20 protein-coding genes and 1 tRNA gene are annotated in these 21327 nt (G+C 69.6%); 4 read left to right on the top strand and 17 right to left on the bottom strand.

Annotated features, from left to right (window positions below):
* Positions 1-383: 383 nt before the first annotated feature.
* The 3 genes from BN1701_RS36140 to BN1701_RS30550 all read right to left on the bottom strand — a co-directional run bounded on the left by BN1701_RS36140 (position 384) and on the right by BN1701_RS30550 (position 2883).
* Positions 384-1127, bottom strand: coding sequence for a hypothetical protein (locus BN1701_RS36140; RefSeq protein WP_157368300.1), 744 nt, complete (start codon positions 1125-1127; stop codon positions 384-386).
* Between the two features lie 114 nt (positions 1128-1241).
* The gene (locus tag BN1701_RS30555; RefSeq protein ID WP_054054568.1) at positions 1242-1685 is read right to left on the bottom strand and encodes a hypothetical protein; all 444 of its coding nucleotides are present in this window, start codon (positions 1683-1685) and stop codon (positions 1242-1244) included.
* A 391-nt stretch (positions 1686-2076) separates the two neighbouring features.
* A complete protein-coding gene (locus tag BN1701_RS30550) occupies positions 2077-2883 on the bottom strand; it encodes a Bax inhibitor-1/YccA family protein (RefSeq protein WP_054056261.1) in 807 nt (268 codons plus the stop codon).
* A 393-nt stretch (positions 2884-3276) separates the two neighbouring features.
* On the opposite strand from BN1701_RS30550, the gene BN1701_RS30545 reads away from it, so the two are divergent.
* From BN1701_RS30545 to BN1701_RS30530, 4 genes are all read left to right on the top strand, one after another.
* Positions 3277-4416, top strand: coding sequence for a polysaccharide deacetylase (locus BN1701_RS30545; protein WP_054054567.1), 1140 nt, complete (start codon positions 3277-3279; stop codon positions 4414-4416).
* Positions 4417-4508: 92 nt separating this feature from the next.
* A complete protein-coding gene (locus BN1701_RS30540) occupies positions 4509-5471 on the top strand; it encodes an ATP-binding protein (RefSeq protein WP_054054565.1) in 963 nt (320 codons plus the stop codon).
* A gap of 113 nt (positions 5472-5584) precedes the next feature.
* Entirely contained in the window at positions 5585-7576 is a 1992-nt protein-coding gene (locus BN1701_RS30535; protein WP_054054563.1) for an SDR family oxidoreductase, read from the top strand.
* A gap of 98 nt (positions 7577-7674) precedes the next feature.
* The gene (locus tag BN1701_RS30530) at positions 7675-8577 is read left to right on the top strand and encodes a DivIVA domain-containing protein (protein ID WP_054054562.1); all 903 of its coding nucleotides are present in this window, start codon (positions 7675-7677) and stop codon (positions 8575-8577) included.
* 1 nt (position 8578) lies between these two features.
* On the opposite strand, the gene BN1701_RS30525 is transcribed toward BN1701_RS30530, so the two are convergent.
* The 14 genes from BN1701_RS30525 to BN1701_RS38370 all read right to left on the bottom strand — a co-directional run bounded on the left by BN1701_RS30525 (position 8579) and on the right by BN1701_RS38370 (position 21038).
* Positions 8579-8953 carry a hypothetical protein gene (locus BN1701_RS30525; RefSeq protein ID WP_157368299.1) on the bottom strand — a complete coding sequence of 125 codons (375 nt, stop codon included), beginning with the start codon at positions 8951-8953 and terminating at the stop codon, positions 8579-8581.
* Between the two features lie 19 nt (positions 8954-8972).
* Positions 8973-9776 (bottom strand): alpha/beta fold hydrolase, encoded by an 804-nt coding sequence (locus BN1701_RS30520; RefSeq protein ID WP_054054558.1) that lies wholly within the window; start codon positions 9774-9776, stop codon positions 8973-8975.
* A gap of 11 nt (positions 9777-9787) precedes the next feature.
* Positions 9788-10816, bottom strand: a complete 1029-nt coding sequence (locus BN1701_RS30515; RefSeq protein ID WP_054054556.1) for a PDR/VanB family oxidoreductase — start codon at positions 10814-10816, stop codon at positions 9788-9790.
* Positions 10816-11667 (bottom strand): metal-dependent hydrolase, encoded by an 852-nt coding sequence (locus tag BN1701_RS30510; RefSeq protein ID WP_054054554.1) that lies wholly within the window; start codon positions 11665-11667, stop codon positions 10816-10818. The genes BN1701_RS30515 and BN1701_RS30510 overlap by 1 nt, the downstream gene beginning before the upstream one ends.
* Positions 11667-13442 (bottom strand): SDR family oxidoreductase, encoded by a 1776-nt coding sequence (locus tag BN1701_RS30505; RefSeq protein WP_054054552.1) that lies wholly within the window; start codon positions 13440-13442, stop codon positions 11667-11669. The genes BN1701_RS30510 and BN1701_RS30505 overlap by 1 nt, the downstream gene beginning before the upstream one ends.
* A 133-nt stretch (positions 13443-13575) precedes the next feature.
* The gene (locus tag BN1701_RS30500) at positions 13576-14328 is read right to left on the bottom strand and encodes a MerR family transcriptional regulator (protein WP_054054550.1); all 753 of its coding nucleotides are present in this window, start codon (positions 14326-14328) and stop codon (positions 13576-13578) included.
* A 385-nt stretch (positions 14329-14713) separates the two neighbouring features.
* Positions 14714-14790, bottom strand: a tRNA-Leu gene (locus BN1701_RS30495).
* An 88-nt stretch (positions 14791-14878) separates the two neighbouring features.
* Complete coding sequence (locus tag BN1701_RS30490; RefSeq protein WP_054054548.1) at positions 14879-16201, bottom strand: NAD(P)/FAD-dependent oxidoreductase; 1323 nt, start codon at positions 16199-16201, stop codon at positions 14879-14881.
* 103 nt (positions 16202-16304) lie between these two features.
* Positions 16305-16805, bottom strand: a complete 501-nt coding sequence (locus BN1701_RS30485; protein ID WP_054054546.1) for a hypothetical protein — start codon at positions 16803-16805, stop codon at positions 16305-16307.
* A 569-nt stretch (positions 16806-17374) separates the two neighbouring features.
* On the bottom strand, positions 17375-18715 hold the full coding sequence (locus tag BN1701_RS30480) for a DUF58 domain-containing protein (RefSeq protein WP_054054544.1): 1341 nt from the start codon (positions 18713-18715) through the stop codon (positions 17375-17377).
* On the bottom strand, positions 18712-19671 hold the full coding sequence (locus BN1701_RS30475; protein WP_054054542.1) for a MoxR family ATPase: 960 nt from the start codon (positions 19669-19671) through the stop codon (positions 18712-18714). The genes BN1701_RS30480 and BN1701_RS30475 overlap by 4 nt, the downstream gene beginning before the upstream one ends.
* On the bottom strand, positions 19668-20129 hold the full coding sequence (locus tag BN1701_RS30470) for a hypothetical protein (protein ID WP_054054540.1): 462 nt from the start codon (positions 20127-20129) through the stop codon (positions 19668-19670). Before BN1701_RS30470 ends, BN1701_RS30475 begins: the two co-directional genes overlap by 4 nt.
* The gene (locus BN1701_RS30465; protein WP_054054537.1) at positions 20126-20788 is read right to left on the bottom strand and encodes a DUF4129 domain-containing protein; all 663 of its coding nucleotides are present in this window, start codon (positions 20786-20788) and stop codon (positions 20126-20128) included. Before BN1701_RS30465 ends, BN1701_RS30470 begins: the two co-directional genes overlap by 4 nt.
* Before the next feature lie 76 nt (positions 20789-20864).
* On the bottom strand, positions 20865-21038 hold the full coding sequence (locus tag BN1701_RS38370; protein ID WP_082860159.1) for a DUF397 domain-containing protein: 174 nt from the start codon (positions 21036-21038) through the stop codon (positions 20865-20867).
* Between the last annotated feature and the right edge of the window lie 289 nt (positions 21039-21327).

Below are 21327 nucleotides of genomic sequence, written 5' to 3'. Positions count from 1 at the left end.
CGGGCGTACTGGTTGACATACCCGCAGGTCACCGTGCTAGCCAAGATCACGCCATGCCGATGCTCAATAAGTCTGACTACTGGCCGCCACGAAAGGGGCCGAAAGACCATTGACAGCCAGGCCAGACCGCGACAGAGGCCCCGTTTTTGATGGTCGCCCGAAGGTCGCAGATCGGCGGTTGTGAGGTAAAATCGGCGCATGGACGCTTGCCAAGGTAAGACTGCAACGACGTGCGAGCCGGACGTCACGGTCGATGACGACGAAAACGACGAGCCGCTTTGGCAGGAATGGGCGGCTACTTCCGACGGTGACATTAAGGCCGACACCTTCCACCTACATAAGGGGCATCTGCTGCGGGAATAACAAACTCTGCCGTGGTGCGGCTATACTCCCTCGCCAATTCCCCCAGACATCATCTTCACCGTGTGTTGAACTACCCACTGTGCCACGTCTCGCCTGACCATCAACGCCTGCACCCGACCACCACATACCGGCATGGCACCCTGCTGATTGACGACTCCATCGGTAAAGCGGTCCATGTCAATAGCCATACGCACGACAAAGCTGGCGTAATCTAGAGCGTCCTGCAGCGTGATTATTCGCTGCATCCTCATGCTGGCAGATTCCTCGAAGTATCCTTGGAAGGAGCTCACCTCCCTTTCGGACAGGCCCAACCAACGTGTGAGCTTTTCATTTGCTATTTCGCGGTCCCAACCGTCCAACATCCGCCGAATGTACCTTGTCTGCCCCCGAAAGATCGCGCCTGGTTTCAACGTGCTGATGCCGTGATCAAGTTCAGCTGGCCGCGAAGCGCTTCGTGGAAGTAACACCTCAAGAACTCGGCCGATGCCTTTTGCGTCGTATCCAGCCACCAGAAAGCCTAGAATTCCAGGGCGCGGCTGGCGGTCGGCCCTCGCGGACGCACTTTCAATCTTTTGCGTAAAGAATTCCTCTATCAGGGACCCCAGGTCCTGCGGAGAGGGCCGGGCTGCTGGCCTCAATTGCTTGGCCACAAACTCTTCTACGAGGCCGAGAATCGTCTGATCACCGATAGTAGCCGTGCCATAGTGCGCGATACCGACCCCGTCATACGGAGAGAAAAGCTTCTGCGCGTAGTCTGTGCCCACGCGATACCGAAGCGGCCCCCCACGCATGAGGGTAGTCCGGCTGTCACTTGCCAGAACGATTCCATCTGGGGCTACGACAGCAACTGCGATCGTCATGGCTTCACCACTTGTGATCTATGTGGCAGGTTGTGCGGCGGCGTCGTCGCTTCTTGTCGCCGCGTCGACAATCTTCTGGACGGCGGCCTTGGTAGCGTTGATACCAAGTTCGAGGAATCCAGAGATCATGCGCTCTAGCGAGTCTTTGGGCTCATCCTTCGCCTCGATCTGAACCTTTCCGTCCTTCGTGACGACGACGAACATGCCGAACGGGATGTCTCGATCGTTCTCCACGAGTATCGGCTGAGTCACCAGATTGACGATCGTGCCACCACGGAACTCCTTCCACACCCGAAGGATCAGTTTGGCACCAGCAATCACTGCGGTGATGATGATCGCAGCCTCAACGACGGCGTTCTCGTAGCCCTCCTTGTAACGGACGTGTGGATCTGCCGATACGGCGTCGTCTAGGACGTTGAGGTCCAACTCGCTAAGGCTGATCTGGAGTTCAATCTCGGACATCGGAGCTCCCAACACCTGTAGATGGAACACGTGGAGGCACTTCGGCCATACGCACTACATCGCTCGCGCCGGGGAAATCGCTACTCTCCGCTCTCGGAGAGAGTCCAGCGGTGATGGCCACACAGGCGATAGATCGCAACGATACGTGGAGCCTTTGGCGTTCGGGGTCGCGACAGTGAACCCGAGATCCATCCTGCGGCTGTTCGGGACACGGCAGACGACGAAGTGGGTGGTTGGTGCGCAAGTCCTCCCACGCTTGCCCCCACTTGCCCCATCAGGCTCCCCAGATCAAGCAGCAGCCCGCGTGTCGATCCCAACCCGTTCGTGGCGGCCGACGACAGCAAAAGGGCGCCCGGTCCGAAGACCGGGCGCCCCTTGTTCGTGCTTCAGATCAGTCGGAGTTCAGCGCGTACAGCAGGCGCAGCATCTCCAGGTACAGCCAGACCAGCGTGGTCATCAGGCCGAACGCCACGTACCAGGCCCACTTCGACGGGGTGCCCGACCGGATCATCTGGTCGGCCATGTCGAAGTCGAGCAGGAAGTTGAACGCCGCGATACCGATGAACAGCAGGCTGATGCCGATCGCCAGCGGGCCGTTGCCGCGGATGCCCATGTCGACGCCGAACAGCCCCAGCATGAGGTTGATCAGCATCAGACCGGCGGCGGCGCAGGTCGCGCCGATGATCCACTTGGTGAGCTTCGGGGTGACCTTCACGGCGCCGGTCTTGTAGACCACCAGCATCGTGATGAACACCAGCGCGGTGCCGAGGATGGCCTGGACGGCGATGCCGGGGACCAGGTACTCGAACACGCCGGTGATGGCTCCGAGGAACACACCTTCGGCGGCCGAGTAGGCCAGGACCAGGGCGGGGTTCGGGGTCTTCTTGAAGATGACGACCAGCGACAGGATCAGTCCGACGATCATGCCGCCGATGACCAGCGGCCACGGGCTGACCGTGCCGCTGAGGACGGCGATGGCCGTGATGATGCCGACGACCAGGGCGGTGCCCAGGGTCATCGCGGTCTTGGTCACCACGTCGTCGACCGTCATCGGACGGTCGCCGGTCACGGGCGGCGCTTCGTAGCCGCCGTAGCCCGGCTGGCCCGGGTAGCCCTGGGCCTGGGGCTGGAAGCCCGCGTTCGGGCCGTACCCGCCGACCGGCAGGTTGCGGAACGCGGGGTTGCTCGTAGAACGCACCTTGATCCTCCTGGGCCTGAATGGCGCCTTCACGGGGTTCAACGATCGACCTGGCCGACCGGTTCCCGGCTGGGTAAAACCTACTTTACCCAGAGCGGCCCGCTGGCGGGGGCAAACCCGCCGGGCCAGCCCAGGGTAGTCGGCGCACCCCCGCCCGGGGAGCGGATTCGCGCGACCGGGGGTCACCCTCCTCCGATTCGACACTCTCTGGTCATCAAACCGACGAACGCCGTCGCTCGACCGAAGGATTGCGACCCGCTCAAAGTCCAACCAGGCTCCGTGTCGCTGGCCGAAATAGCCGCACCGGGTATTTACCGTGGGGGCAACCGCGATGGCGGGTGCACGTCTGTCACTTCGGGAGGAACAAGCCGCGTCGACAGGGTGGGAGTCGCAATGAGCAAGCGCAGACGCTGGGAAATGCTGGCACTCGGCGTCGCGCTGATGGTCACCTTCGTCATCCTCGTCGTGATCGGCACCCAGCGCCCGGGGGGCGCGTCGAACACGCTGGTCGGGAAGCCGTCGCCGCAAGGCTCGTCGAACACCGACGTCGCGCCGCGACCGTGGATGCGCAAGCTCAACGCGGGCGAGAAGCCGCCGCAATTCGTCGTCTTCTCGTTCGACGGGGCCGGTTCCCACGAGCACTGGCAGAAGATGATGAAGCTCGCCGACGGGGTCGACGCGCGTTTCTCCGGGTTCCTTTCCGGAATTTACCTGCTCGACGACAGCCGCCGCACCGAATACACCGGGCCGGGCCACAAACCGGGTAAAGCGTCGATCGGTTTCGGCGGCTCCCCCACCGACGTCACCAACCTCATCGGCGACCTGAACCAGGCCGTCGAGCAGGGCCACGAGATCGGCACCCACTACAACGGCCACTTCTGCAAGGGCTCCGAGCCCAGCGTCGGCCGGTGGGACGCCGCGCAGTGGAACAGCGAGCTCGACCAGTTCTTCAAGTTCATGGACGACGCCCGCGCCAAGGGTCTCAAGGTCGACCCGCGCACCGTCAAGGGCGGCCGGACCCCGTGCCTGGAGGGCCAGTTCGACATCGTCATGCCGACCCTGGCCGCCCGCGAGATGACCTACGACTCCAGCCAGGTCACCGACGGCCTGGCCTGGCCGACCCAGCAGAGCGGCGTCTGGGAGTTCGCGATGCCGACGGTGCGGGTGCCGGGCGCGAACTACCGCAAGACGATCCTGATGGACTACAACTTCTGGTTCCTGCTGAACAAGGCCAAGGACGAGCCCGCCCGCGCGCCCGAGTTCGCCAAGATCACCCTCGACACCTACGAGGGCCTCTACCAGGCCGCCTTCAACGGCAACCGGGCCCCGATGGTCGTGGGCAACCACTTCAACAACTGGTCCGGCGGGGGATTCATGACCGCGGTGGAGCAGTTCATGGGCTCGGTGTGCACCAGGCCGGACACCGCGTGCGCCACCTACACCGAGGTCATCGACTGGATGAAGCTCCAGGACCCGGCCGTGCTCGATTCCTACCGCAAGCTGCCCAACGCGCAGATCGAGGCGCCCGCCTGACCTCGATCCGGTGACGGCGACCACCAGGAGTTGCCACAGATAATGAAAACCGATATCACTAGTACGGTCATCACCAAGCCAGGAGACCTCTAGTGAAGATCGCATTCGTCGGCAAGGGCGGCAGCGGCAAGACCACGCTGGCCGCGCTGTTCCTCCGCCACCTCGCCGCCGAGCGTCCCGCGCCCGCGCTGCTCGCCCTCGACGCCGACATCAACCAGCACCTCGCGGTGGCCCTCGGCGCGACCGACGCGCAAGCCGCCGCCCTGCCGACACTCGGCGAGCACCTGCCGCGGATCAAGGACTACCTGCGCGGGGACAACCCGCGGATCCTCTCCGCCGACGACATGGTCAAGACGACCCCGCCCGGCCGCGGTTCGCGGCTGCTGCGGATCGACGAGGACAGCCCGCTGCACCGGGACTTCGTCCGGCCGGTCGACGGCGTCCCGCTGGCCGTGGCGGGCGCGTTCGCCGCCGACGACCTGGGCGTGGCCTGCTACCACTCCAAGGTCGGCGCGGTCGAGCTGATGCTCAACCACATGGTCGACGGCGGCGACGAGTACGCCGTGGTCGATATGACCGCTGGCGCCGACGCGTTCGCCTCCGGCCTGTTCACCCGCTTCGACGTCACGTTCCTGGTGTGCGAGCCGACCGTGCGCAGCGTCGGGGTCTACCGCCAGTACCTCGGCTACGCGCGCGACTTCGGCGTGCGGGTCGCGGTCGTCGGCAACAAGGTCTCCGACGGCGAGGACCTGGACTTCCTGCGCGACGAGGTCGGCGACGACCTGCTGACCTGGGTCGGCCGCTCCGCGCACGTGCGGGCCGCCGAGCGCGGCGAGGTCCGGCCGATCGAGCTGCTGGAGCCGGAGAACCGCGCCGCCCTGCGCGCGATGCGTGCGCTGGTCGACGGCGTCGAGAAGGACTGGCCGACCTACCAGCGGCAGGCCGTGGAGTTCCACGTCCGCAACGCCCGCGCGTGGGCCCACCGGTCCGGCCGCGACTTGACCGAGCAGGTCGACCCCGAATTCGTCCCGGGACCGGTCGCGATGTCACGATAAGACTGTCCACACAGTGGGCCGATCCGTGACCGGGTCGGCCCACTGTCGTTTTCCAACAACGACGGACAGTGAGATGCTCATGGACTGATGACGCACACGGAGAGGACAGCTCCATGGCGACTTACTTGGTGACTGGCGCGACCGGGCTCATCGGCAGGCACTTCGTGCGCGAGGTGCTCGAACGCGACGACGTCGACCGTGTGTGGCTGTTGGTCCGTGAGCAGTCGCGCGAGCGGCTCGACCGGGCCGCGCGCGGCTGGCCGTCGGCCGACCGGGTGCGCACTGTCGTCGGCGATGTCTCCCAGCCGGGCCTGGGCATCGCCGCGGACCAGCTCGTCGAGCTGACCGGCGTCGACCACGTGGTCCACCTCGCCGCCCTCTACGACGTCACCGCCGACGACGAGACCAGCGTGACCGCCAACGTCGACGGCACCCGGCACGTGATCGACCTCGCGGGCGAGCTGGGCGCCGGGTGTCTGCACCACGTGTCGTCGGTCGCGGTCGCTGGCGACTACCGCGGCAAGTTCACCGAGGACATGTTCGACGCGGGCCAGCGGCTCGTGACCGCCTACCACCGCACCAAGTTCGAGTCCGAGCGGCTGGTCCGCACCCAGACCAAGGTGCCGTGGCGGGTCTACCGGCCCGCGATCGTCGTCGGGCACTCCGGCACCGGTGAGATGGACAAGATCGACGGCCCGTACTACTTCTTTTCCGCGCTGTCGCGATTGGACGGCGTGCCGAACGTGCCGCTGGTGGTGCCCGACATCGGCGACACCAACATCGTCCCGGTCGACTACGTCGCCAAGGCCATGGTCCACCTGGTCAACCAGCCTGGGCTCGACGGCCGCGCGTTCCACCTGGTCAATCCGACGCCGCAGTCGGCCAAGGAGGTCTACAACGCCTTCGCCAAGGCCGCGGGCGCCCCGGTGGCGGCGGGCGCGCTGCCGCGCAGGCTGAGCAACCCGCTGGTCGGGTTGATCAAGTTCGCGGAGAACGTGCCAGGGGTGTCGATCGCGCGCGACGCCGTGCTCGACCGGCTGGGCATCCCGCCGGTGCTGCTGACCACGCTCACCTTCGAGCCGCGCTTCGACTCGACCGCCACCCGCGCGGCGCTGGCGGGCAGCGGACTCGAAGTGCCTCGGCTGGGCGACTACGCCGACGTGCTGTGGCGCTACTGGCGCGAGCACCTCGACCCGTTCCGCGCCCGCCGCGAGGGCCGTCGCGGCGGCCTCGACGGACGCCGGGTCGTGATCACCGGCGCGTCGTCGGGCATCGGCCGGGCGACCGCGCTCAAGATCGCCGCGGGCGGTGGCGTGCCGCTGCTGGTGGCCCGGCGCGAGGCCGAACTGGAGGAGGTGCGCGCGGAGATCGCCGCGGCGGGCGGGCACGCGTTCGTGTACCCGTGCGACCTGACCGACGACGAGTCGGTGGCCAAGACGGTGTCGCGGATGCTGGCCGAGCAGCCGAGTGTGGACATGCTGGTCAACAACGCGGGCCGGTCGATCCGGCGGGCGGTGCGGCTGTCGTATGACCGGATGCACGACTACGAGCGCGCGATGGCGATCAACTACTTCGGCGCGGTGCGGCTGATCCTGGCGCTGCTGCCGCACATGACCGAGCGGAAGTTCGGCCATGTCGTCAACGTGTCGTCGATCGGCGTGCAGGGCATCGCGCCGCGGTTCTCGGCGTACGTGGCGTCGAAGGCGGCGCTGGACTACTTCTCCAGGATCGTCGCCACCGAGACCCACGGCGCGGGGATCACGTTCACCACCATCCACATGCCACTGGTGCGCACCGCGATGATCCGCCCGACCAAGATCTACGACGCGTTCCCGACGAAGTCGCCGGAACAGGCCGCCGACATGGTGATGGACGCGTTGGTCAACCGGCCCAAGCACATCGGCACGCCGAGCGGGCAGCTGATCTCCACGGCGTACTCGCTGGCGCCGGGACTCGTTGACGCCGTTGCCTACCAGGGTTACCGGATCTTCCCCGACTCGACCGCCGCGGGCGGCAAGGACGGGATCAAGGTCGGCAAGGGCGAACGCAACCTGACCGCCGCCGCGGGCGCGCTGATCCGCCTCACCAGGGGCTTCCACTGGTGATCACCGGCACGACCGTGCATGACCTGCCTGGGTGACGATTCACCTGTTCGGCTGCCCGTGGTGTTGCCGTTTGGGTGAGCACCGGTAGCGTGCGCGGCATGGCTGCACAGCACGATCGCTTCGCCGTGGCGCGGCACGGGTACGACCGCACCCAGGTCCGGGAGTTCGTCGCGCGGACCGAAGCCGACTCGCTGCGCCTGGCCGCCGAACGCGACGAGGCCCGCGCGGCCGCCGCCGACCTGTCCGGCAGGCTGGAGCAGGCCCGGCGCGAGATCGCCACGCTGAGCGGCCGCCTCGACAAGATCGGTACCGCCGCCGCGGCCGCGTCTGCCCCCAACGCCCAGGAACGCGCGACCCGCGCGGTCGAGATGGCGAAGGTCCAGGCCACGGAGATCACCACCCGCGCCCAGGCCGCCGCCGACTCGGCGTGGTCGGCGGCCGAGGAGGCCTCAACGGCCCTGCGCGAGCGGTACACGAAGCTGCTCGCCGATCTCGACCGCCAGCACGACGAGATCCACACCAAGCACCAGACGATCATGACCGACGCCCAGGCCAAGGTCGAGGCCATGACCACCGCCGCCGAGGCGCAGCAGAAGCAGATCGACGAGCAGACCGAACGCGAACGCCAGCGCGTCGAGCAGCAGTTCCAGGAAGACATGTCCGGCAAGCGCGCCGAACTCCACCGCGAGATCGAGACCGCGCGCACCGCCAGCTCCGAGGAAGCCCGCCGCCGGGTCCAGGAGGCGACGGACGAAGCCGACAAGCGCATCGCCGTGGCCACCAGCCACGTCGAGCGATTGACGGCGCTGCGGGAACAGTTGGCCGGGCGCCTGCGCGGGACCTACGACCTGTTGACGCAGAGCACAGCGCTGCTGGAGCCGCTGGAGGCCGAGGCGGAACTGACGCCCGACACTCCCGCGGCACTATCCGACAGGGGTGACACAACGGCGCCGCTGCGGCGCCCGACCCCGCAGCAGCGCAACACCTCGCCCGCGCAGTAACTCAGCGCAGGGCGCTTGCCACCAGCAACAACAGGCTGCCGAAGGCGACGTTCCAGACGCCGGACTGAAGGTCGGCGATGTCGACGGCCTGGCGGGCCTGGAGCACCCACACCACGGTGACCAGCGCCAACAGGCCCGCGCCCACCCGCAGCAGCACGCCCGACCGCAGCAGGCCCAGGACGGCCAGGATCACCGCGATCCCGATCGGCACGACCATCGACGTCAACAGCGACGCCGAGTCCCGTTCGACGCCGCCGAACAGGTCCGCCAGCGGGAGGCTGGTGCCTATCCGGTCCTCAAACCAGGGGCGGGTCACCCCATAGCCCGCCGCCGCCGCGCCGACCAGACCCAACACCCACGCCACCAGTGTTCGCACGGGGCGCAGTATTCAAGACTCAGGCGGCCTTTTCCAGCGCACCTTCGGCGCAGGTCTCCAGGATCAGCCTGGCCACCGCGGCCGGGTCGTCGCCCATCGGGACGTGGCCGCAGCCGGGCAGCCGCACGTGCCGGGCCGCCGGGAGCAGTTCGGCGGCCCGGCGGGCCTGGCGGGGCCAGAGGACCCGGTCGCGGGAGCCCCACGCCACGGTGACCGGGACGGTGGGCGTGCCCGCCGCGTAGACGTAGCTGTCGGCGCCCGCCGCGACGATGGCGTCGAAGCCGGGGGCGGCGACCATGGATTCCAGGTCTCCCAGCATGTCCTGGGCGCCGATGTGCGACGGGTGTCCAAAAAGGATGCTTCCGCCGATCATCCGCAGCGGCTTGCGCGCGGCCAGCGCGGAACGCATCAGCGGGGTGCGGCCGGAGGCGCGGACCATCCGCAGGATGTTGATCGCCCACGCGCGGTCGCGGGCGGTCCAGAAGCCTGCCGGGGCCAGCGCGGTGACCGACCGGGCCCCGCCGCGGGCGGCGATCTCCAGCGACAGCATGGCGCCCAGCGAGTTGCCCGCCAGGTGCGGCCGCGGCGTGCCCAGGTCGTCGAAGACCTCCATCAGCGCGTCGACGGCGCTGGGGACGTCGTAGCGACATTCGGGCGGCAGCATCGGGGACGCGCCGAAGCCCGGGAGGTCGATGGCGATCACGTCGTGGTGCTCGGCGAGGCGGTCGAGAACGGGCGTCCACGCCTGCCAGCGGTGGCCGATGCCGTGGATCAGCACCAAGGGGTCGCCCGCGCCGCGGCGCTCGTAGTTGATCTCGATCATGTCGATTCCTCTCACACGTCCAGGACGATGCGCTCGTCCGCCGCCCGCGAGACACACACGAGCATCGAGCCGTCGGGGACCGCAGCCCCCTGGTGGTCGACCGCACCGGCGAGCACGCCGACCCGACACGTTCCACAAAACCCTTGCCTGCACGAGTAAGCCGCGCCCGGACGCGCCCGGCGCAGCGCTTCCAGCGCCGACTCGTCGGGCGCGACCGGCAGCACCGGACCGTCCACACCCAACTGCAGCTCGAACGGCTTTCCGTCGACCACCGGCGGCGGGGAGAACCGCTCGAAGTGCAGCGGTCCAGTCCACTCGCGCCGGACGGCGTCGATCATCGGGCTGGGCCCGCAGCAGTACAGCGACGCCCCGGACGGCGCGTCCGCCAGCAGGTCGGCGACCTCGGGCACCGATTCCGAGGCCAGCACGCGCACCCGGTCGGTCGTCGGCAGCGCGGCCAGCTCGTCAAGGAACGGCATCGACTCGTGCGACCGTCCTGTGTAGACAAGCCGCCAGTCGGTGCCGCGCCGGGCCGCCATCCGCACCATGGGCAGGATCGGCGTGATGCCGATGCCGCCCGCCACGAACAGGTACGGGCCGCGGTCCACGAACGGGAATGCGTTGCGTGGGCCGCGCACGGTGAGCGTGCCGCCCGCGGTCACGGTGTGCATCTCCCCCGAGCCACCCGCCTCGGACACCAGCCGCACCGCGATCCGGTACGACATCCGGTCGAGCGGGTCCCCGCACAGCGAGTACTGCCTGCGCCGACCCGACGCCAGGATCACGTCGAGGTGACCACCGGACCGCCAGCGCGGCAGCGGACGCCCCTGTGGGTCGGCCAGCCGCAGCGCCACGACATCCTCGGCGACGCGATCGACCCCGCGCACCTCCAGCACCAGATCCCGGTCGACCGGAGCGACCTCGGGCTGGCGGCGCGCGCTGAGCTTGCTGAGCCGCTGGTAGCCCGCGACGACCGGCACCAGCGCGCGCAGGAGCCGGTCGGCGTGCGGGCGTCCGTAGAGATCGGTGGGCGCGCGCATCAGCTCGCCGCCTTCGCCGCCGGGGACTGCGCCAGGTAGGCCACGGCCTGGTCGGTGTCGCCCTCGTCGCGTGGGTGGTAGCCGCGCGGCAGGTAGCGCCAGAGCGCGGGGATCAGCTGGCTCAGCCGCGGCAGCAGACCCCGCCGCGACGCGCGGAGGAAGTCCCGCCAGCGGGCCGGGCCCGGCTTGAGCGGGTCGTTGGCCATGAGCCAGCGCGCGGAGCGGACGAAGAACCAGCCCAGCACCGGGCCGACCACCAGCATCGTGCGGATACGGCGGAGGTAGCGGCCGTCGAGGTGGGTGTAGAGGTCGAAGGCGACCGCGCGGTGCTCGACCTCCTCGGCGCCGTGCCAGCGCAGCAGGTCCAGCATCACCGGGTCCGCGCCCGCCTCGTCCAGCGGGCTCGTGTTGAGCACCCACTGGCCGAGGACCGCGGTGAAGTGCTCGATCGCGGCGATCACCGACAGCCGCTCCAACAGCCACTGGTGCTTGGCCACGCCGGTCAGGTCGCGGTCGCCGAGCAGCTTCTGGAACAGCCACTCGACCTGCGCGACGAACGGCCTGGGGTCCAGGCCCTGGGCGGCGAGGTGGTCGGCGGCGCCCTGGTGGGCCTCGGCGTGCATGGCCTCCTGGCCGATGAAGCCCGCGACGTCCTCGCGCAGCACCTCGTCGGTGATCAGCGGCAGCGCCTGGCGGAACACCTCGACGAACCAGCGCTCGCCCTCGGGCAGCACCAGGTGCAGCGTGTTGATCGTGTGCGTGGTCAGCGGCTCGCCGGGCACCCAGTGCAGCGGGACCGACGACCAGTCGAACCGGACGTTGCGCGGGTGCAGAACCAGGTTCTCGTCCATCAGCGCACCACGTCCATCCGCGCCGCGGCCCGCATGAGGCCGGGGGCGAACCGGGCGCCGAGGCGGGCGATCTTGGCCTCCGCCGTCACCGGGACGACCGCGGTGCCCCGCTCGACCGCGCGGACGATGTCGGCGGCGACCCGCTCGGGGCCGAAGCCGCGCCGGGCGTAGGACTTGGTGGCCTTCTGCCGCAGCCGCTGCTGCTCGACGTCGTCGGTGCCCGCGAACCGGGTGGTGTTGGTGATGTCGGTGGCCACGATGCCGGGGCAGATCGCGCTGACAGTGATCCCGTGGTCGGCCAGTTCCGCGCGGACACAGTCGGAAAGCATCAGCACCGCGGCCTTGCTCGCCGCGTAGGCCGACATGGCGCGGTGCGGGGTGTAGGCGGCGGCCGAGGCCAGGTTGACGATGGCGCCGCCCTCGCCGTGCTCGGCCATCAGCGCGCCGAAGACCTTGCAGCCGTGCACCACGCCGAGGAGGTTGACGTCGAGCACCCGGCGCCACTCGTCGGCCGTGGTGTCCAGGAACGCCCCGGCCATCCCGATGCCCGCGTTGTTCACGACCACGTCCGGCACGCCATGTTCTTCGGTCACGGCCTCGGCGAAGGCTTGCATGGCGGCTTCGTCGGCGACGTCGACCTGGTAGGGGTACGCGGCGGGGCCGATGGACGCGGCGGTCTCCTTGGCGGCGGCGAGGTCGAGGTCGGCCACGACCACCTCGGCGCCGCGGGCGGCGAAGGCGCGCGCGGTGGCCTGTCCGATGCCCCGGCCCGCGCCGGTGATGACGACGAGGCTGTGGGTGAAGTCATCGGCTCCGGTGGCCCGTTGCAGGCCACGGGTCATGGGCCTGCCGTCGATGTGGTCGACGAACTCGTCGACCATCCGCGCGACGGCGTCGGGGTGCGACGCGGGCGCCCAGTGCCCGGCCACGAGCCTGCGCCGCCATACCCGGCCGACCCAGCGCTCGACGCCGTCGGACAGGTCGGGCGAGACGAACTTGTCGCGGGTCGGGATGATGATCTGCACCGGCACGTCGGTCCGCCGCTCGGTGGGCTTGCGCAGCCTGGGCAGCATGTTGGCGGTGTAGAGCTGCACGCCGCGGGCCGCGTCGGCGGGCATGGTGGGCGCCGGGTGGCCGGGTTCTGGCTTGATCCCCTCGACCCGCCGCAGCAGCGTCGCCCAGTTCGGCCCGATGACCGTGCGCCACGCCAGGGCGGGCAGCACGGGCAGGTGGTGCAGGTAGATGTACCAAGAGCTGACGGCCTGGCGCACGACCTTGGCCAGGTTGGCGGGCGTCGGCTTCGAGAGCTTGCTCCGCAGCCAGAAGGCGGCGTGGTCGAGGCTGGGCCCGGAGATCGAGGTGAACGAGGCGATCCGACCGGCGGCGCGGGGGTCGGTGACCGGCTCCCAGGCCTGGATCGAGCCCCAGTCATGCGCGACCAAGTGCAGCGGGCCGTCGGGGCTGACGGCGTCGGCCACGGCGAACAGGTCCTCGGCGAGCTTGTCGATGGCGTAGCCGGAACGCCCGCGCGGGGCGGTCGACTCGCCCGCGCCGCGCACGTCGTAGCGCACGACGTGGTAGGTCTCGGCCAGCCGGTCGGCCACCCCGTCCCACAGCCGATGGGTGTCAGGGAAGCCGTGGACCAGCAGGATCGTCTGGTCGGTCGGGTCGCCCTGTTCGAACACCGCGAGGTCCACCCCGTCGGCGCGGACGGTCCGGCGGCGGACCACCAGACGTGAGGCGGTCTCCGGGAACCGGAGCGGAACGCTGGCCATGGCGACTCCCCATCGAGGTCACACCATCCGACGGCCAAGCCTCGGGCTGGTTTCACGGGCGTTACGTGACAACGACGAACGTTACAACCGCCATTGACAGGCTTGCAAGAGCTAGCAGCCCGATCGGTTGCGCCTAGCGGGCTCGTTGGGCCCGGATACGCTCCGCGAGCGCGATGATCCGATCGCCCATGACCTGCGGAATCATCCGCCTGGCTGACCTGTCGACGGCCGCGGACATCGCCGTCATAACCAGTGGGTGGAGTCGGCTGACCACATCAGCGAAGCGTGGCAGCTCATCACCGCTCGGTAGCCAATCCGGGCCTTTGGGGTCGAGGATGTACCTGCGGACCATCCCGACGAGCATCGCCGTGATCCGGTCGGTCTCGCCCTGGATCTCGTTGGCCAGGGCCAGCGCCTCGGCCAGCGGCACGCCGAGGGCGACCAGCTCACGACCGGTCTCCAGAAGCTTGGGGCTCGGCGCGACGAAGTGCACGCCGTGCCGTTCGAGGACGCCCAACTCCAGCGCCTTGGCGATGTTGGACGGGGTGAGCTGGGTGCCGAACATGCGCACCAGGTCGGTCATCGGGATGACCGCGGGCTGCTCGTGCGACCACGCCGCGCCGGTCGCCTCCTCCAGCCCGAGCACGTCGGCGAGGCTGTGCCCGGACTGCCAGGCGTCGAGCATCTCCTTGATCTGGGCGAAGGCGTAGCCGCGGTCGAGCATGTTGAGGATCAGCCGCAGCCGCGACAGGTGCGCGTCGCCGTAGATGGCCGTCCTGCCGCGGCGCACGGGCGGCGCCAACAGCTCCCGGTCCTGGTAGACGCGCACGTTGCGCACGGAGGTGCCCGCCGCGCGCGCAAGATCGTCGATCCGATACTCCGCCACCCGGCGAGCTTAGCCGGCCACGGCCGGTGCACTGTGGACGCCGGTGTGCGGATACCGGCCAGTCGTGTTCACGCGGTCCACAAGAGACAGTCACCCCGACGCCCACCGTGGGCGCCGGGCGACCGAACGTATACCGCGCCCCGACCCGGCGTCGCATGTCTTCAAGTGGATGTGCCATCACAGCGAATGTGTGCAGCTGACCTGGACAGGAAGACGTGAACCACGAACGTATCAACCGGACGTTGCGACCCGACCCCAAGCAGTAGCCAACCGGGTCGGCACGTATTCGGCACAGACCCCGGATCGTGCGGATTCCGCCGGGAACGACAGATCGGCCCCTCACCACGTTTTCACTGGTGAGGGGCCGATCTCGGGTGGTCGTGCTTGGTGCCCCCGACCGGATTCGAACCGGCACTACATCCCTTTTAAGGGGACTGCCTCTGCCTGTTGGGCTACGGGGGCAGCCGCAGCCTAAGGCGCGATAGAGCAGCTCGGGACCGGTTTCTCCGCTTTCAGGCCGGCTGGCCCAGTCTCTTTGGGCCGTTTGCCGTCAGCCCCGCGAAACCCTGGCGAACTCCGCCTTCGGATCGTTGATTTGCCCCATTGAGATGACCTCGCGCCGGAACAGTCCGCCGGTTAACCAGTCCAAAGTGATCCGAACCTTGCGGTTGAACGTCGGCATGGCTTTCACGTGGTAGGCGCGGTGCATTCCCCAGGCGATGAGGCCCTTTGCCCTGACTCCGAACACATCGCCGACGCCCTTGTGCAGGCCGAGGCTGGCCACCGAGCCGAGGTTCTTGTGGAAGTAGTCCTTCGGCTCGCCGCCGCGCATCCCCTTGATGATGTTCTTGGCGAGCAGGCGGGCCTGGCGGACCGCGTGCTGGGCATTCGGCGGGCAGATCGCGGTCGGGTCTTCCTCCGTGCGCGAAAGGTCAGGCACGGCGGCGTTGTCGCCCGCGGTCCACGCGTCGGACAGGCCCTCGACCCGCATCGCCGCGGTGGCGCGCAGCCTGCCCTGCTTGGTCAGCGGGAGATCCGAGGACGCCAGGACCGGGTTGGACTTGACGCCCGCGGTCCAGACGATGGTGTCGCTGTCGAACTCGGTGCCGTCGGACAGCACGACCCGGCCGCCCTCGAAGGACTTGGCCAGCGTCGACAGGTAGACCTCGATGCCGCGCTTCTCCAGCTGCATCACGGTGTAGACGCCGAGGCTCTCGCGCACCTCGGGCAGCACCCGGCCCGCGGCCTCGACGAGCACGAACCGCAGGTCCTCCGGCTCGATGTTCTTGTAGTACTTGGTGGCGAAGCGGGCCATGTCCTCGAGCTCGCCGAGCGCCTCGATGCCCGCGAAGCCGCCGCCGACGAAGGTGAACGTCAGCAGCCGCTTGCGCAGCTCGGGGTCGAGCGTGCTGTCGGCCTCGTCCAGCTTGGTCATGACGTGGTTGCGCAGGTAGATGGCCTCGCCGATGGTCTTGAACGAGATGCCGTTCTCCACCAGCCCGGGGATCGGCAGCAGCCGGGCCACCGAGCCGAGCGCGACGACGAGCACGTCGTAGCCCAGTTCCTCGATGTGGCCGTCGGCGGCCTCGATCGTCACGGCCTTGCGCGCGTGCTCGATCTTGGTGGCCCGCGCGGTGATCACGTGGCAGCGCTTGAGCGCCCGGCGCAGCGGCACCACGACGTGACGGGGCTCGATGGCGCCCGCGGCCGCCTCGGGGAGGAACGGCTGGTAGGTCATGTGCGGCTGGGGATCGATGACCGTCACCGAAGCCTCACCCGACCGCAGCTTCCGCTGCAGGCCGAGCGCGGTGTAGAGGCCCACATATCCGCCACCGAGGATGAGGATTCGGGTCGGCTCTTTTCCGTTCGCCATGGCTCAATAGTCGCACTGGAAACACGCGCACGCGAGGCGCCCCTGGGCTGATGTGACCGGGGTCGCTGCCCTGTTTCCGCAGGATGTGACCCATATCGCGCGATCAGCGGGCCCGGTCGAGAACGATGACGACGACCGCTATCCCGGCGATCGAAAGCAGTCCGGCCAGTTCCAAGATCATCGGTGTGCGCCCCACCGGGACAAGCGCGCCGACCAGCACCATCAGCCAGACAACGGCCTGAGTGACCGCCGCCCGCCGAAGCGGACCGCGCAGGGCGGCGAGGGCGATCCGGGCACGGCGCGGCAACAACGCGGCGATCGCGCACGACAGGTGCAGCAGGTGGACCAGCGGCAGCAGGACCAACACGCCAGGGGCGAACGGGCTGTCCACGGTCGCGGTGAGCGCGGCGGCGGCGACGCAGATCAACAGCAGCGGCGCGGGCGAGGCCGGGATGAACACACACGCCACGGCAAGCGTGACCGCGAAGCCGAACGGGAGCGGTCCCACGCCGTGGCGGGCGATGTCGACGAGAATGCCACCGCACACCAGGGCGATCACGACCCGCAGCCAGTTCGCGGAGACACCGGAACCGACGTCGAACATCGCCCGATCAGGGGACTTGGTTATCCCCAATCCGCCTGCGTGCCGACCAGAATCAAGATCCACTGTCAGCACCTCCCGATAGACTGGCCAAGGGCCGTTCCCCCTGGGCAGGGTGGGGGCTGCGCTGCCGACGGACATGCTTGCGGGGTGTCATCGGCACCACCCACTTACTCCCGGGTGTCATCGGCGTCTCCGGAGGCGGCGGAGGGTGGCGGCCACGGTGGCGCCGTCGGACCACGACAGGACGGGAACGCCCTGGCCGCGGATCGCGGCGAGTCTGGCTCGGTGCTCGCCCGCGACGACCTCGCCCCACGCCGAAGGCTGCACCCGTTCCGAAGCTGGAAGCCGTCGCCGGAAGTGGTGGACCAGGCGCACAAAGCGCGCACCAAGGCCGGGGTCGACACGGTCGCCACCGAGGGGACCGAGCGCAGGGTGGGGGCTGCGCTGCCGACGGACGTGCTTTCGGGGTGTCATCTCCGACTTACTCCCGGGCCACTTACTCGCGGGTGTCATCGGCACCACCCATTTACTCCCGGATGCCACTGGCACCACCCACTTACTCCCGGGTGTCATCGGCGTCTCCGGAGGCGGCGGAGGGTGGCGGCCACGGTGGCGCCGTCGGACCACGACAGGACGGGAACGCCCTGGCCGCGGATCGCGGCGAGTCTGGCTCGGTGCTCGCCCGCGACGATCTGCCGGACGACCTCCCCCCACGCCGAAGCCGTGTCCGGGACTAAGCGCGGAAGCATGTCCACCGCCATGACCCGTTGGCCGCGCCGGGCCGCGTGCAGGACGCAGTCGGCGATCGCGTCGTCGAGGAACGGTGAGAGCACCAACACCACCGCGCCGGACGGAACCTGGCGCAGCACCGGTTTGGGCGCCCACCCCGCCGACCGGGAACAGGCGACGAGCTGGTGCCGGATCCGCAGCAGGTGCCGGTGACCGACGCCCGGCGCGAGCCCGAGCTGCGGCCTGCCGAGGTCGACCAAGCCCACCCGGTCCCCCTGCCGCAGGAACCCGGCCGCCAGCGCGGCCACGGCCCGCACGGACGCGTCCAGCGTGCCGCCGGGGCGTACCGCGGCGTCGCCGTCGCCGGAGGACCACTTGGCGATCTCGGGGACGACGTCGGTCCGCGAGTCGATCGCGAGCACAAGTTCGGCGTCGGCCTCGGCGTGCCGCTCCCGTACGTGCAGGGTGCCCGGGCCGAGTAACTGGCCGGTCGCCGCCCCCGCGCGCAGGGTGACCCGCCAGTCGACCCGGCGGACCCGGTCGCCGGGCTGGAACGGCCGGATGGCGCGCAGTTCGGTGCCGTCACCCGGCCGGGCCGACCGGTGCACGCCCACCAGCCCTGCGATCCGCGACGGCAGCGGCCCCGGCGGCAGCGCCGTGACCGGGGGAAGCACGGTCCGTCGGCTCTCCGACCCGGTCACCGGCCCGGAGATCAGCAGCGCGTCACGGCCCGCGGCGAGGTGGTCGGGACGGACATCGACCCCCTCGCCCCAGGCGTTCCACCGCAGCCGGGCCCGCACCGCGTGGACCTGGCCGGGCAGCAGTTGGACGGGCCCGACCGCCGGGTTGTCCGGGGTGGGCAGCCGCACGGCGAGGAACTCCACCCCGGGTCCGGCGTCGACCCGGATCGTCAGCCGCGCGTCGTCGCCCGCCTCGACCGTCCGGGGCAGCCGCTCGGCCTTGGGCACAGGCGCCTCGCCGACCGGGACCGCCAGCGCGAGAACCGTGCTGACCAGCAGCGGGGCGCCGATCAGCAGCAGCTCGAACCGGTGCAGCACGACCCCGAGCGCGACCAACCCGAGCCCGCCGACCGCGCCGCGGACCAAGGCGTCGGTGCCCCGCCACCCCGCCGTTCCCGCCGCCCGCCGGGCCCGTGCCCAGGCGAGCACCCGGCCGCTCATCGGCCCGCGCTGCTCGGCGGGCCGGGGACCGAGGCGAGCAGCTCGGTCACCACGGCCGCCCCGCTGACCCCGCTGCTCCAGGTCTCCGCCCGCAGCGTCAGCCGGTGGGCCAACGCCGCGACCGCGCACTCCTTGACGTCCTCGGGCAGCACGAAGTCCCGTCCGGCGATCACCGCGAGGGCCCTGGCCACCAGCAACAACGCCTGCGACCCGCGTGGCGAGGCGCCCACCTCGACGGCCGGATGGGCGCGGGTGGCCCTGGCCAGATCGACGCAGTAGCGCAGCACGTCCTCGTCGACGTCGACCAACTCGACCGCGGCCTGCAGGTCGAGCACCGCCGCGGCGTCGACGACCTGGCTGACCTCGGCGTCCTCGGTGCGGCGCGACAGCCTGCGGCGCAGGATCTCGACCTCTTCCTCGGCGGGCGGATAGCCGACATCCAGGCGCAGCAGGAAGCGGTCGAGCTGGGCCTCGGGCAGCGGGTAGGTGCCCTCGTACTCGATCGGGTTGGCCGTGGCCACGACGTGGAACGGGCGGGCCAGCGGGAACGTGCGGCCCTCGACGGTGACCTGCCGCTCCTGCATGGCCTCCAGCAGCGCCGACTGGGTCTTCGGCGGGGTCCGGTTGATCTCGTCGGCCAGCAGCAGTCCGGTGAACACCGGTCCGGACCGGAAGGTGAACTCGCGCGTCGCGGGATCGAACAGGAATGACCCGGTGACGTCGGCGGGCTGCAAGTCGGGGGTGCACTGCAGGCGGGCGAAGTCCAAGCCGAGCGCGCGGGCGATGCCGCGGGCCAGCAGGGTCTTGCCCAGCCCTGGCACGTCCTCGATGAGCACGTGCCCGCCCGCGAGCACCGCGGCCAGCGCCAGCCGGACGGTGCGCTCGCGGCCGACGACGACCTCGGCCAGCGCCTTGGTCACCGCGGCGGCGGCCTCCTCCACAGTGGATGGTGTCACGGGCGCTCCAGTCGGTCGAGCATGGCGGCCAGCCGATCGGGCGGCGGGAGGTTCGCTCTGGGCGAGGTGAGTACGGAGTGCAATTCGGCTCCCAGGAACGCTTTCGCGGCTTCTGAGTCCATATCGGACAGTCCACGTTCCCGCAGGGCGGCGGTGGCGAGCCGGTGCAATCGCGGCTGGATCCGAGTAACGAACCGGGGCTGGTCGTCGGCGGCCTCGGCGAGCCTGCCGGCCAGATTGGCCGCCTGGAGTTCGGTCGCGGGCCCCGCGCCGTCGGGCACGGCGCTCCACAATGGATCGAGCGGTCCCGCGTACCGCGCGCCGAGAAGGGTGACCGCGGCGACCGGGACGCCGATCCCGACCGCCCAGAACACCGGGATGTTGCCCGGCCACACCGCCAGCGCGGCCACGACCGCTCCCGCGAGCAACGCGATGAACCAGCTCCGACCGGCAGTCATCGGCGCGCTCCGGTGAGGGTTTCCTCCACCCGCGACAACGCCTGGTCGGCCGCCGCCACGTCCAGCGCCGTGACCGTCGCTCCGAACCGCGCGCGGTGGTACAGATCCCGCAACTCGACGGCGTCGACCCGATGCGCGGCCAGGATTCGCGCGACGAACTCCGTGGGCGTCTCATGCGCTGCCCGTCGCGTGCCCGCCGCGGCGGCGGCGTCCTCCAAGACCAGCCAAGCCGCCACGATCGCGTCGGCGGGCGGACCGCCCGCGCGCCTGCTCAACACGACCCTGGCCGACTTCGCCGCGGCCGCCAGCTCCAGCACCGACATGCCCGGCTCAGCGCTCTCCGCCTCGACGAACTCGACGGCCTGCCGCAGCCGCGGCAGCCGCTTGCGCCGCGTGAGACCCGCCAGGATCGCCGCGGCCCCGATCAGCAGCATGGCCGCGACCAACAGCAGCAGCGCGCCGGTGGTGACGCCCGCGATCAGGTCGAGGAGGAAGTCGCGCTCCGGCCGGTCGTCCGGCGGGGTCACCGAACTGTCCGGCGGATCCGACACCGTCCCCAGCGGCGCACCCCGCGGGATCCCCGACTCCCCCCGCGCCACGGCGACCGCGAGCACCAGCATCGCGGCCACCACCAGCAGCGCGGGCAGTCGTGACCTCATGCGCCGAGCATGCACCACCCCGGCGACAGAAGCGATCAGATCCTGTTCCCGGCCGAGCCGAAAGCGCGTACCGGCGTCACAGCCGGACAAACGCGATCAGCCGTGTGACCGAATACCGCGAAATCCCCAGCGTCCGCCCCGGACTCTTCGAGTCACGAATGGTGTCGCAATTCGGCCAGGCGATTTCCACACACGCGTGATTGGCGCTGCGACTGCTCTTGCGCCAAGCCGGACCATTCGGTGCCGACATCGTCCCCTCCTCCGCACGTCCCCACCATGGAGACGGCGATCACGATTATCCCGTTCCGATCGGCCCCGATGAATCCGCTGCGTTGACCAATTCCGGTAGCCCGGACGCGCCGCGCCGGTTACGTTCTGTAGCCATTAGGCCGCCAAAGGTGTCCAACTTATGCCGCGTCCGAGGTGTGCCAACCCGGTGTCGTCGCTCCGCGCGTGCTAAATTCCCACGATAGAGTGGTAGCCAGGTGTCAGATGGCCACGTGGCGACCCTCTGACGAGGTCCCCCGTGTGAGTGACCG

This window comes from Alloactinosynnema sp. L-07 (genome assembly GCF_900070365.1).
In the GTDB taxonomy this organism is placed as follows: Bacteria; Actinomycetota; Actinomycetes; order Mycobacteriales; family Pseudonocardiaceae; genus Actinokineospora.
Note: the sequence above shows the minus strand (reverse complement) of the source record. Positions and strands in the feature narration are given on the sequence as shown.

Excerpts from the sequence above, each read along its gene's own strand:
- BN1701_RS30555 (WP_054054568.1), bottom strand. The coding sequence starts at position 1,685 with ATGTCCGAGATTGAACTCCAGATCAGCCTTAGCGAGTTGGACCTCAAC.
- BN1701_RS30545 (WP_054054567.1), top strand. The coding sequence starts at position 3,277 with ATGAGCAAGCGCAGACGCTGGGAAATGCTGGCACTCGGCGTCGCGCTG.
- BN1701_RS30535 (WP_054054563.1), top strand. The coding sequence starts at position 5,585 with ATGGCGACTTACTTGGTGACTGGCGCGACCGGGCTCATCGGCAGGCAC.
- BN1701_RS30530 (WP_054054562.1), top strand. The coding sequence starts at position 7,675 with ATGGCTGCACAGCACGATCGCTTCGCCGTGGCGCGGCACGGGTACGAC.
- BN1701_RS30520 (WP_054054558.1), bottom strand. The coding sequence starts at position 9,776 with ATGATCGAGATCAACTACGAGCGCCGCGGCGCGGGCGACCCCTTGGTG.
- BN1701_RS30515 (WP_054054556.1), bottom strand. The coding sequence starts at position 10,816 with ATGCGCGCGCCCACCGATCTCTACGGACGCCCGCACGCCGACCGGCTC.
- BN1701_RS30510 (WP_054054554.1), bottom strand. The coding sequence starts at position 11,667 with ATGGACGAGAACCTGGTTCTGCACCCGCGCAACGTCCGGTTCGACTGG.
- BN1701_RS30505 (WP_054054552.1), bottom strand. The coding sequence starts at position 13,442 with ATGGCCAGCGTTCCGCTCCGGTTCCCGGAGACCGCCTCACGTCTGGTG.
- BN1701_RS30490 (WP_054054548.1), bottom strand. The coding sequence starts at position 16,201 with ATGGCGAACGGAAAAGAGCCGACCCGAATCCTCATCCTCGGTGGCGGA.
- BN1701_RS30485 (WP_054054546.1), bottom strand. The coding sequence starts at position 16,805 with ATGTTCGACGTCGGTTCCGGTGTCTCCGCGAACTGGCTGCGGGTCGTG.
- BN1701_RS30480 (WP_054054544.1), bottom strand. The coding sequence starts at position 18,715 with ATGAGCGGCCGGGTGCTCGCCTGGGCACGGGCCCGGCGGGCGGCGGGA.
- BN1701_RS30470 (WP_054054540.1), bottom strand. The coding sequence starts at position 20,129 with ATGACTGCCGGTCGGAGCTGGTTCATCGCGTTGCTCGCGGGAGCGGTC.
- BN1701_RS30465 (WP_054054537.1), bottom strand. The coding sequence starts at position 20,788 with ATGAGGTCACGACTGCCCGCGCTGCTGGTGGTGGCCGCGATGCTGGTG.
- BN1701_RS38370 (WP_082860159.1), bottom strand. The coding sequence starts at position 21,038 with ATGTCGGCACCGAATGGTCCGGCTTGGCGCAAGAGCAGTCGCAGCGCC.